Source organism: Caryophanon latum, from assembly GCF_001700325.1.
Taxonomy (GTDB): domain Bacteria; phylum Bacillota; class Bacilli; order Bacillales_A; family Planococcaceae; genus Caryophanon; species Caryophanon latum.
Genome location: NZ_MATO01000034.1, coordinates 212,414 through 223,376, shown reverse-complemented (window position 1 = coordinate 223,376; position 10,963 = coordinate 212,414). Strand labels below are relative to the sequence as shown.

Annotated in this window: 10 protein-coding genes; 9 read left to right on the top strand and 1 reads right to left on the bottom strand. The window is 44.1% G+C overall.

Features of this window, described 5'->3' with window-relative positions; translation table 11 throughout:
- The first annotated feature begins 222 nt into the window (after positions 1 to 222).
- The 6 genes from A6K76_RS17205 to A6K76_RS09395 all read left to right on the top strand — a co-directional run bounded on the left by A6K76_RS17205 (position 223) and on the right by A6K76_RS09395 (position 6,957).
- Positions 223 to 1,047, top strand: coding sequence for a methyl-accepting chemotaxis protein (locus A6K76_RS17205; RefSeq protein ID WP_066464411.1), 825 nt, complete (start codon positions 223 to 225; stop codon positions 1,045 to 1,047).
- Between the two features lie 226 nt (positions 1,048 to 1,273).
- A complete protein-coding gene (gene ahrC, locus A6K76_RS09415) occupies positions 1,274 to 1,723 on the top strand; it encodes a transcriptional regulator AhrC/ArgR (RefSeq protein ID WP_066464410.1) in 450 nt (149 codons plus the stop codon).
- A gap of 13 nt (positions 1,724 to 1,736) precedes the next feature.
- Positions 1,737 to 3,428: a DNA repair protein RecN gene (gene recN, locus A6K76_RS09410; protein WP_066464427.1), complete on the top strand. Its 1,692-nt coding sequence runs from the start codon at positions 1,737 to 1,739 to the stop codon at positions 3,426 to 3,428.
- Between the two features lie 129 nt (positions 3,429 to 3,557).
- Positions 3,558 to 4,349 carry a sporulation transcription factor Spo0A gene (gene spo0A / locus A6K76_RS09405; protein WP_066464409.1) on the top strand — a complete coding sequence of 264 codons (792 nt, stop codon included), beginning with the start codon at positions 3,558 to 3,560 and terminating at the stop codon, positions 4,347 to 4,349.
- Between the two features lie 350 nt (positions 4,350 to 4,699).
- Positions 4,700 to 6,253 (top strand): flagellar assembly protein A, encoded by a 1,554-nt coding sequence (locus tag A6K76_RS09400; protein ID WP_066464407.1) that lies wholly within the window; start codon positions 4,700 to 4,702, stop codon positions 6,251 to 6,253.
- Positions 6,253 to 6,957, top strand: coding sequence for a glycerophosphodiester phosphodiesterase (locus A6K76_RS09395; protein WP_066464405.1), 705 nt, complete (start codon positions 6,253 to 6,255; stop codon positions 6,955 to 6,957). Before A6K76_RS09400 ends, A6K76_RS09395 begins: the two co-directional genes overlap by 1 nt.
- Positions 6,958 to 6,975: 18 nt before the next feature.
- On the opposite strand, the gene A6K76_RS09390 is transcribed toward A6K76_RS09395, so the two are convergent.
- Positions 6,976 to 7,242 carry a DUF2627 domain-containing protein gene (locus A6K76_RS09390; RefSeq protein ID WP_066464404.1) on the bottom strand — a complete coding sequence of 89 codons (267 nt, stop codon included), beginning with the start codon at positions 7,240 to 7,242 and terminating at the stop codon, positions 6,976 to 6,978.
- Positions 7,243 to 7,425: 183 nt separating this feature from the next.
- On the opposite strand from A6K76_RS09390, the gene A6K76_RS09385 reads away from it, so the two are divergent.
- From A6K76_RS09385 to A6K76_RS09375, 3 genes are read left to right on the top strand one after another with little or no spacing between them, the layout of a single operon-like run.
- Positions 7,426 to 8,526: a Leu/Phe/Val dehydrogenase gene (locus tag A6K76_RS09385; protein ID WP_066464402.1), complete on the top strand. Its 1,101-nt coding sequence runs from the start codon at positions 7,426 to 7,428 to the stop codon at positions 8,524 to 8,526.
- A gap of 5 nt (positions 8,527 to 8,531) precedes the next feature.
- Entirely contained in the window at positions 8,532 to 9,953 is a 1,422-nt protein-coding gene (gene lpdA, locus A6K76_RS09380; protein ID WP_066464399.1) for a dihydrolipoyl dehydrogenase, read from the top strand.
- A gap of 18 nt (positions 9,954 to 9,971) precedes the next feature.
- Positions 9,972 to 10,958: a thiamine pyrophosphate-dependent dehydrogenase E1 component subunit alpha gene (locus A6K76_RS09375; protein ID WP_066464398.1), complete on the top strand. Its 987-nt coding sequence runs from the start codon at positions 9,972 to 9,974 to the stop codon at positions 10,956 to 10,958.
- Positions 10,959 to 10,963: the final 5 nt, after the last annotated feature.

Sequence of the window (10,963 nt, the reverse complement as noted above, 5' to 3'; positions counted from 1 at the left end):
TTGGGAAAAGCTCGTGCCTCAAGACCCCGTAAGCCGCGACGTAGGAGCGGTGCGGAGGCTTGAGCCGAGCCCGAGGAAAGCGAGCCGCAATACGCGAACTGCCAGTTGAATGGCTAATCAACACGCTTGAATAAAAAACTTTACAATATAATGTTAGTAGAGAATAATATATGTTAAGCGTTAATATATGACAAAATAATGGCATGAAAAGGGGTTTTGGATATGTCGATTTTACATGCATTAAGTGAAGCATTACCGTACATTCATAAAGTGTTAAAAGGGGAAGCAATCGTCGCTGTAGCGGATAAAGAAACAGAAACGATTGTGAAATATTTAGCTGGAAAACGCGTTGATTCTGGGTACGTCGATGGACAACGTGTAAATCCAAATGATGATAACGTGTACATCGCTTTTCGCGGTCAAAATGCTGATGTCGTTATTCCAAAAACAGTGTATGGCGTTGAAATTAAAGCATTTTCGTTTCCGATTTATGAAGGAAGCAAAGTAGTTGGGGCGCTCGCGATCGGTTTACCGATTGACAATGAAATGGAATTAAAGCGCTATATGGAAAACATGAAAGGTATTATTCATCATTTCCAAAGCAATGTACATACGATGGCTTCTCAATCAGAGCAGCTCGCTGCAACGAGTATTGAAATTGATAACCAAACACAAGGCGCGTTAGACGATGCGTTACAAACAAATACGATTACGAATTTTATTAAAAATATTTCGCGCCAAACAAATTTATTAGGGTTGAATGCGTCGATTGAAGCGGCGCGTGCAGGACAATACGGTGCAGGTTTTAATATCGTCGCACAGGAAGTACGCAAGCTATCTTCAGAAACAGATAATGCGACGGATGATATTGAAAAGGCGTTAAAAAATATTAATACGAATTTATCAAATTTAAAAGCACATATGGAGAAAATTAATACGGCCTCTCATGAGCAAGCGACGATTGTACAAGGATTTAGCGAAACGATTGAAGAGCTGGCGAAGTTAACAGATGAAATGGAGCAGTTTATGTATAAGGTGATGAATTAATACAGCTGTTCAAACAAATTTTATTCATTCAAATATTTGCATAATCGATGAAATTACGTAGTCGTCAGTTAGCGAAATTAAGCAATAAAATAAATGCATTCCTAGAACATTCCTATGTCGAACGGAAAGATAATTTTTAAAATTAGTCGTCCAACACTTGCTCGTAATAAGTAATAATGGTAGTGTAAATATACAATACTTTAATTATTTATAAGAGGTGAACTGTATGAATAAAGGTCAACGCCATATTCGTATTCGCGATATTATCGCTAAAAATGACATTGAAACACAGGACGATTTAGTTTATCAATTAAAAGCAGCAGGGTATAACGTAACGCAGGCAACTGTATCACGCGACATTAAAGAGCTGCATTTAGTAAAGGTGCCTCTTGCGGACGGTCGCTATAAATATAGCTTACCCGCGGATCAACGCTTTAACCCGATCCAAAAGCTGCACCGCGCATTAGCGGACGCATTCATTTCGATTGACGGCGCATCGCATTTTTTAGTGATGAAGGCGATTCCGGGGAATGCAAATGCAATTGCAGCACTTATTGACCAACTAGATTGGGATGAAATTTTAGGGACAATTTCAGGCGATGACACGATTTTAATTATGTGCCGCTCAGAGGACAAGCGAGAGGCGATTAAAAATCGATTATTAGAAATGCTATAAAGGATGGATGGATGTGCTGAGAGAGCTAAGTATACGCAATTTTGCCATTATTGATGAGTTAACGGTTAGCTTCGCTGAAGGACTGACAGTATTAACAGGAGAAACAGGTGCCGGGAAGTCGATTATTATCGATGCTGTACATTTAATTGCTGGCGGGCGTGGTTCTGCGGAATTTATTCGCCACGGTGAGAAAAAGGCAGAGCTAGAAGGGCTATTTCAAATTCAATCAAGTGGTCATTACATTCACGAAAAGCTTGATGATCTTGGCATTGAAGTGGAAGAAGGTACAATTATTTTGCGCCGTGATTTAAATAGCACGGGTAAAAGTGTATGCCGCATTAATGGTAAGCTTGTGCCACTTTCAGTACTGCGTGATATTGGTGGTCGCTTAATTGATATTCATGGACAGCATGAAAATCAGGAGCTAATGGATGAGCGTTTTCATATTCAGTTACTAGATCAGTATGCCGGCGCACACATTGCAGACAAAAAGCAGCAGTATGTACAGCAGTTTGCAGCATACCGTAAACTAAAGCAAGAGGCATCTGCGCTAGCGATGGATGAGCAACGTATAGCCCAGCGCATCGATCTATACCAATTTCAAATAAAAGAGCTTGAAGATGCGAATTTACAGCTCGGTGAGGACGATGAGCTGTTAGATGAGCGAAAGCGCTTAAATAACTTCCATAAAATTTACGAGCGTACGAGCGTAGCATATGATGCGATTTTAGGTGAGCAAAAAGGATTGGATTGGATTGGCGATGCGATGAGCGCACTAGAGGACGTCGCACAGCTAGATGATCAGTTTAGCGAATCATCTGAAGCGGTATCGTCTGCGTTTTATGCATTGCAGGACGCGGCGTATGAGGTGAAAGCAGTACTTGATATGCTAGAGTTCGACCCAGAGCGCTTAAATGAGGTGGAGCAACGTTTAGCATTGATTCAATCATTAAAACGTAAATACGGTGCAACGATTGATGATATTTTAACGTATTACGGTAAAATTGATGCGGAGCTACAGCAACTTGTCAATCGTGACGAAACGATTCGACAGCACGATGCTCAGCTTGCGAAAATGGAAGCGGCGTTACGTGAGCTTGCGGACGAGCTAACAGCGATTCGCAAAGAGCAAGGCGAGCGTTTAGCAGAGGCGATTATGGAGCAGCTACGTGCACTTCATATGGAAAAGGCGCAGTTTGTTGTGAAGTTTTTAGAACAAGATTCACTCGATGTAAACGGGCAAGATCATGTTGCATTTTACATCGCAACGAATGTTGGCGAGCCGCCGAAATCGCTTCCAAAAGTTGCATCAGGCGGTGAGCTATCGCGCATGATGCTTGCATTAAAAACGATTTTTTCATCGACAGCAGGTATTACGTCTATTATTTTTGATGAAGTTGACACAGGTGTAAGCGGACGCGTCGCTCAGGCGATTGCAGAGAAAATTGCAGCTATTTCAATCGGCTCACAAGTGCTATGCATTTCGCATTTACCACAAGTTGCAGCAATGGCGGATCATCATTACTTCATAAAAAAAGAAGTCGAGCAAAACCGCACATTTACGACGTTAACGGAAATTGTCGAGCAAGAGCGCACAGAAGAGCTGTCGCGCATGCTTTCAGGGATTGAAATTACGGAGCTTACGTTACAGCACGCTAATGAGTTATTGAAGCTAGCTGACGAGCGTAAGCAAAAAATGCGTTAAGCGCACACGCAACTGCTGAAAGCTTGAGCAGTTGCGTGTCTTTTTGCTTGTTTTTTTAGAAACGCATAGGCGATTTATATGAAGTATGACATAATAGAAGGATGATGACGTTAGAGGGAGAGAGCTAATATGACGACGATAAAAGTTGCGATTGCAGACGACAATCGAGAGCTCGTTCAACAGATTGAAATGTACTTTCAAAATCATGCACAAATTGAAATTGTCGCGACGGCCTCTAATGGTGAATTATGCTTAACAATGCTAAAGGAGCATGACATTGATGTATTAATGCTGGATTTAATTATGCCGTATATGGACGGGCTTGCCGTGCTTGAGCATATTCGAGCAGATGAACAATATGCCGACTTGTCGATTGTTATGTTGACAGCATTTGGACAAGAGGAAGTGATGAAAAATATTGTCGACTTAGGTGCGACGTATTTAATATTAAAGCCTTTTGACTTCAAGCAGCTTGAAACGAAAATCGTGCGATGGGCGCGAAAAAATGGCGATGATTCACCAACTGTTGATATAGTGTCAGAAGAGATGTCACCTGTTGACTTACATATATCGAATTTATTAACGGAGGCGGGTATTCCTGTACATATGCGCGGCTATAAATATTTACAAAAAGCAATTGGCCTCGTGTATGAAAATCCGAGCTTGTTAAACGGTGCTGTGACAACCGCGATTTATCCAAGGATTGCGAGCATGTTCGGTGTAAGTGATGCGAGTGTGGAGCGTGCGATTCGTAATGCGATCAGTACCGCTTGGACACGCGACCAACATAATATGCAGGCGCTGCTTCAGACGAATACATTACTTGAACTGAAGCCTAAAAATTCCGAGTTTATTGCATTCGCTGTGACGAGCATTAAGCAGCAGTTAGCAGAGCAATCCGAAGAGACGATAAAATTATAATATGATATGTAAAAGGCTGTTCGAAAATACGTAATCGAGCAGCCTTGTTTTGTGTTTTTTCTAAAAATTCCAATACATTAACCGATGAAAAAAAAGGACATATTTTGTACTTGTAACGTTATAGAGATGGAACTTTTGTATTTAACATGAGGAAAGAACAACTACCTTCTTAAGTTCAATTTGTATAGATAGTGAAAATCTGTTACATAATGTGTCTAAAGACGTGAGGATATAAATACATATGCAGTAAATTTTTTAGTTGCTTTCAAATAAAGGGACTATTAACCCTCAATCTTTATGAAAGTAGTACGCTATAATAAAAGTAGTGAATGTAAAAAGGAGGGAACTTTATGACAATTTATCGTAATGATTACCTAGAATTAATAAACAAAAACGATCATGTGTATATTAAAACATTTAAAGAAGGCTTTGAATTAAAGTCATTTGACAGCATTACACGACTGTACCCTCGCATTAAATTAACAAACTTCTCCGCATTAAAAAATGCCCTCGCGAATCCAACAGAAACCCCCGTTGAAGTCGGAACATGGCTGCCACCGTTCTTACTTGAGGTGTCACGCGACAAAATGAGTGCGATGATTACGTTATACGAGCTAATTAGTGACGACATCATTCCGGTGATCGAAACGGCACTCAAAAAAGAGCGCATCGTATTCGGATTATTAGATGTAGATTATACGCAGCTACCGATTGGCAAAGCGCAGTTAATCGCAGTTGGGAAGCATCCTGTTAGAGGGGACGATGCAGTCGTTACGTATTTAGAAATTCCTGAACGTAAGCCTGTTATTCGTGAAGATGGTCGTGCAGATTATTTTGAGATGAACTTTATTTATGAAATTAAGCAAGGTGCATGGCTTGGTGAAAAAATTCCACCGACAGAAGGTGAGGATGGCACAGACGTACATGGCAATAAACTACCTGCATTACACGGCTTGGACGCACCACTACTATACGATGCAAAATCAGCATATGAGGTAGAAGAAGATGGCAAAATCGTTCTTCGCTCACGCTTGGACGGAGCAGTAGAGCATACACAAGGCATTGTAGGCGTTAGCTCTCATTTAACGATTAACGGTGACATCGGCTTTAATACGGGCAATATTGACTTTGATGGCTCAGTAACGATTACGGGCACGGTATCACCAGGATTTTCTGTCATTGCGACAGGCGATATTGCGATTGAATCGTTAGACGGTGTGAGCGGTGCTATTAAAATCGCTTCACGTGAAGGCGATATTTACATTCGTGGCGGGATTTTTGGGCTCGGTCGAACTGAAGTGGAAGCGGGCAACAACGTGTTCGTCAAGCACGTAAACGATGCGCGTATTCATGCAGAAAATGAAATTCATATCGGCTTTTATTCGATGGGATCAGATTTAAATGCACATGCGATTTTTGTTAACCCAACGAAGGGCAAAATTATCGGTGGTAAGGCGAACGCAAAAAGCTCGATTGAAGCAGGCTTTGTCGGCAACACACATGAGCGTCGTACCGAGGTGTCGATTGAAGCTGTGAACAAGGAAGAGCTTATGCATACGATTCAAGAAAAAGCGGGCGAGCTAAAGGAATTACAAGTACAGATTGAGCAAATTGAAGTGCAAGTGAAACGTTTAGCGCCGCTGTTAAATACGTTAAACCAAAAGCAAGTTGCTGCGTACGAGGAGTTAAAGGCGGCGTTACGTTCGCAAATGGAGCGTGCAATGCATTTAGATCGGGAAGTAAAAATTGCGATGAGTGAGCTTCGCCATGCAGGGAATGAGGAAATCCATATTGCGCGTGAGGCATTCCCAGGTACAATTATTAAAATCGGCTCGAAATCAAAGGCGCTTACACAGCCAACGAACGGGCGATTTAAAATTGAGTTTGGTGACTTAAACGTATAATGACATTACCTATTTTTGCTCATCGCGGCGCATCGCTACAAACATTTGAAAATACTGAAAAAGCATTTTACGCAGCGTACGAAGCACAAGCTGGCGGCATTGAGCTCGATGTGCAGTTAACGAAAGATGGCGTTGCGGTCATTTTTCATGATGTCGACTTATTGCGCCTTACCGGTAAAAAAGGACGCATTACAGATGTAACGTATGCGGCTCTTCGGCAGTTGAAAGTAGGAAAGCGCTTCCGAAAATGGTGTGGGCATCGCATTTTAATGTTTGATGAAGTTGTACGCTGGGCAAACGCACACGACATGCCGTTAAATGTGGAGCTAAAGGAAACGTTTAGCGGACAGCCTGTTGCGATTGCGAAGTTGCTGCAACATGTGACGTTACCAGCAGGAAGCCACGTATCGTCGTTTCATGTAGATGTATTAGCGTACGTGAAGCATGTGAGACCGGATTTGCAGACGGCGTATATTGTGACAAAAAAGTTTGACTGGTCACATATGATGTATTATCCGTTTGTCGACGTTATTCACGCACATAAACGTCTATATAAAAAAGCAAATTTACAAGCATGTTTAGCTGCAAATCGTACGTGTCGTTTTTATGGTATCGACGGGACAGAAGCTTTTTTAAAAGAGCCACACGAGGCGGTTATCGGTTGGATTGCCGATGATGTAACGGCAGTAAAGCGTGCACAATAAAAGAAATGCAAGACGAGCTTACGTTTCGTCTTGCATTTCTTTTTGCTGTATATTTTTTTGGAAGCGTGGTGCCACTTTGCCGCTTTTGCGGTCGCGGTGCAATAAGAAGCCAGCGAAAAAGCTAAAGCCGAGCGCAAATAGCACAAGTCCGACGATGAACTGGAGCCAAAGCCACGGAATCGGTGCGATGAGGTGGCTAAATAATGTGTCGCGCATTAGTTTAATGCCAGCCGCCGCAGCAATTGTCGGAATACATAATACTAAAAATGCTAGAAAACGTCCCATTGAATCGCTCCTTTGCCGTTATTTCCTTCATCATAGCACATATGGCGTACGAAAATGACGTATTTCCATCTAGAAAAAATTGAAAATTATGAATATATTTGAATGGAATGTTTTTAATTGATTGTTTAACAATAAAGCGTTATGTTAGAGAAAATAAACGTTTTTTCGAGAGGGTTGGTACAAATGGAGATTTTCACATACATGGAAAAATACGATTACGAGCAGCTTGTTTTTTGTCAAGATAAGCAGTCAGGGCTAAAGGCAATTATTGCAATTCATAATACGACGCTCGGCCCTGCGCTTGGCGGTACGCGCATGTGGACGTATGAAACAGAAGCACAAGCAATTGAGGATGCGCTGCGATTAGCAAGAGGGATGACGTATAAAAATGCGGCAGCGGGCTTGAATTTAGGCGGCGGTAAAACGGTCATTATCGGAGACCCGTTTAAGCAAAAAAATGAAGAAATGTTTCGTGCGCTCGGTCGCTTCGTACAAGGGTTAAACGGACGATACATTACAGCGGAGGATGTCGGTACAACGGTGGCGGATATGGACATTATACACGAGGAGACAGATTACGTAACCGGCGTATCTGAGGCATTCGGTTCATCCGGTAACCCGTCTCCGATGACCGCATATGGCGTGTACTTAGGCATGAAAGCATCGGCGAAGGAAGCGTTCGGTAGCGATATGCTTGAAGGTAAAACAGTTGCAGTGCAAGGGCTCGGCAACGTCGCGTTTTCATTATGCAAGCATTTATATGAGGAGGGTGCAAAGCTCATCGTGACAGACATTAATAAAGAAGCGGTCGCACGTGCGGTTGAGGCATTCGGTGCAACAGCGGTCGACCCAGCGGATATTTACACACAAGATGCGGATATTTTCGCTCCGTGTGCGCTCGGGGCAATCGTGAATGATACGACGCTTCCGCAAATGAAGTTCCGCGTCATTGCAGGATCGGCGAACAATCAGCTACAGGAGTCGCGCCACGGACAACTATTATACGAGCGAGGCATCGTGTACGCGCCAGATTATGTTATTAATGCAGGCGGTGTTATTAACGTTGCAGACGAGCTGTATGGCTATAACTACGAGCGAGCAAAAGCACGTGTTGAAAAAATTTACGACAGCTTACAAAAAATTTATACAATTTCACGTGATGAGCAGTTGCCAACGTATTTAGCGGCGAATCGTTTAGCAGAGCAACGCATCGCCTCAGTCGCAAAATCGCGCAGCCAATTTTTACAAAACAGCAAGCACATTTTAAATATGAAAAAGGGGTGAGGCGCATGGCACAGCATGTAGATGTTGTCGTATTAGGTGGCGGTCCAGGTGGCTATAGTGCAGCCATTCGTGCCGCGCAACTCGGATTATCGGTAGCGCTTGTAGAAGCACAGCACATTGGAGGTACGTGCTTACATCGTGGCTGCATTCCGACGAAAAGTTATTTAGAAACAGCGACGCGCCTACGCATAGCAAATGACAATGAGCAGTTCGGGATCGAAACAAGCAAAGCAACAGTGCGCTTTGAACAAGTTGTTGCACGTAAAGATGCAATCGTCAAACAGCTTCAAAATGGCATCGAGCAGTTGCTGAAAAAAGGCAAAGTACAGCATTTCGAAGGGTACGGACGTATTTTAGGACCGTCGATTTTCTCACCGATGTCTGGGACCATTTCAGTCGAGCGATCAGACGGCTCCGAAAACGATATGATCATCCCACAGCATATTATTGTTGCAACGGGTAGTAAGCCGAAAGAAATGAAAGCGTTACCATTTGACGGCGAACATATTTTATCGTCGGATCATTTAGTGACGATGGCTGAGCTGCCACAGTCAATTATCATCGTCGGCGGTGGAGTAATCGGCGTTGAGTGGGCATCGATTTTTGTTGACCTCGGCGTGGACGTCACGATTGTTGAACATGCACCGCAACTATTGCCACAAGCTGACCGCGACGTCGCAAAAGCCGTTATGGAGCAGCTAACGAGGCGCGGTGTGATGATTTATACAAATGCGGCATTAACAGAGGCGCAAGTGGACGATCGTGTAACGGCGACCATTCAACTAAACGATGACCGACTTACGTTGACCGCACAAAAGCTCGTCGTCGCAATTGGGCGCTCGCCGAATACGGACGATATCGGACTACAAAACACGGAAATCGAGCGCGACGATGCAGGCTTTATCGCGGTGGATGCGCATTATAAAACGAATGAGTCACATATGTATGCGATCGGTGACTGCATTGCAACGCCACAGCTTGCCCATGTTGCGATTCGTGAAGGGATGCTTGCAGCGGAGCATATTGCAGGAGAGAAAACGTACGCACTTGAAGCAGCGCATATTCCGTCTTGCATTTATAGCTACCCGGAAGTGGCATATATCGGCATGACCGAGCAACAAGCGCGTGCGAAATATGCGGACGACGTAGCTGTTGCGAAAATACCGCTTAGCGCAGTTGGCAAAGCGCACATTCACGGCGAAACGACCGGCTTTATGAAAATCATTGAGCAACCGTCGACGTCTAATGTGCTCGGTATTCATATCGTCGGGGCGCATGCAACAGAGCTCATTGCACACGGCAGCTTAGCGATGGTCATGGATGCAAGTGTCGATGAGCTTAGCTTAGCAGTTATGGCGCATCCGACCATTTCAGAAGGACTAGGGGAAGCTGCACTACGACTACGCCAGCGTGCAATTCATTTTTAATGGGGAGGGGATGACAGTATGAAACATATTGAACTTAATTTAACGAACGAAGACGTACTCGCAATGTATAAAACGATGCTGCTTGCAAGACGGTTGGACGAACGTATGTGGCTACTGAATCGTTCAGGGAAAGTGCCATTTGTTATTTCGGGGCAAGGACAAGAAGCGGCACAAGTCGGCGCGGCGTTTGCACTCAATCCGAAAGAAGACTACATCGCACCGTATTACCGCGATATGGGCGTCGTATTACATTTTGGTATGACAGCAGAGGACCTGATGATGTCTGCATTTGCGAAGGCGGCGGACCCGAACTCTGGTGGACGCCAAATGCCAGGACATTTCGGCGGCAAAAAATACCGCATTTTAACAGGTTCTTCACCGGTTGCGACACAAATTCCACACGCGGTCGGCATGGCGCTTGCAGGAAAAATGGACGGCAAAAATTTTGTGACGTTCGTGTCGCTCGGTGAAGGCTCAACAAATCAAGGCGATTTTCATGAGGCGCTGAACTTTGCGGGAGTGCATAAGTTGCCGGTCATTACGTTCGTTGAAAATAATAATTATGCCATTTCAGTGCCGTTTGAGCGACAAGTTGCGTCAAAAACAGTAGCCGAACGTGCGACGAGCTACGGTATGGTCGGTGTGCGCGTCGATGGCACAGACCCACTCGCTGTATACGAGGTAATGCAGCAAGCAGTAACGCGGGCAAAAAACGGGGAAGGTGGCACGATTGTCGAGGCGATGACGTATCGGTTGACGGCGCACTCATCAGATGATGATCACCGTCAATACCGTGACAGAGAGGAGCTTGCAAGCGAAAAAGAGCACGACCCGTTGCCGCGCTTTGAAGCATACTTACGTGAGCATGACGTATTAACGGACGAGCTTGCTGCACAGCTAGAGGTGGACATTAAGCGCACAGTAAATGAGGCGACAGATAAAGCGGAGGCAGCACCGTACGCCGAGCCAGAGAGCGCATTACAATACGTTTACAAAGAGGAGTGAGTAAG

What these genes read in the sequence shown, in the direction of transcription:
- A6K76_RS09375 (WP_066464398.1), top strand. Translation starts at nt 9,972, where the DNA reads ATGAAACATATTGAACTTAATTTAACGAACGAAGACGTACTCGCAATG.
- lpdA (WP_066464399.1), top strand. Translation starts at nt 8,532, where the DNA reads ATGGCACAGCATGTAGATGTTGTCGTATTAGGTGGCGGTCCAGGTGGC.
- A6K76_RS09385 (WP_066464402.1), top strand. Translation starts at nt 7,426, where the DNA reads ATGGAGATTTTCACATACATGGAAAAATACGATTACGAGCAGCTTGTT.
- A6K76_RS17205 (WP_066464411.1), top strand. Translation starts at nt 223, where the DNA reads ATGTCGATTTTACATGCATTAAGTGAAGCATTACCGTACATTCATAAA.
- A6K76_RS09400 (WP_066464407.1), top strand. Translation starts at nt 4,700, where the DNA reads ATGACAATTTATCGTAATGATTACCTAGAATTAATAAACAAAAACGAT.
- spo0A (WP_066464409.1), top strand. Translation starts at nt 3,558, where the DNA reads ATGACGACGATAAAAGTTGCGATTGCAGACGACAATCGAGAGCTCGTT.
- A6K76_RS09390 (WP_066464404.1), bottom strand. Translation starts at nt 7,242, where the DNA reads ATGGGACGTTTTCTAGCATTTTTAGTATTATGTATTCCGACAATTGCT.
- ahrC (WP_066464410.1), top strand. Translation starts at nt 1,274, where the DNA reads ATGAATAAAGGTCAACGCCATATTCGTATTCGCGATATTATCGCTAAA.
- A6K76_RS09395 (WP_066464405.1), top strand. Translation starts at nt 6,253, where the DNA reads ATGACATTACCTATTTTTGCTCATCGCGGCGCATCGCTACAAACATTT.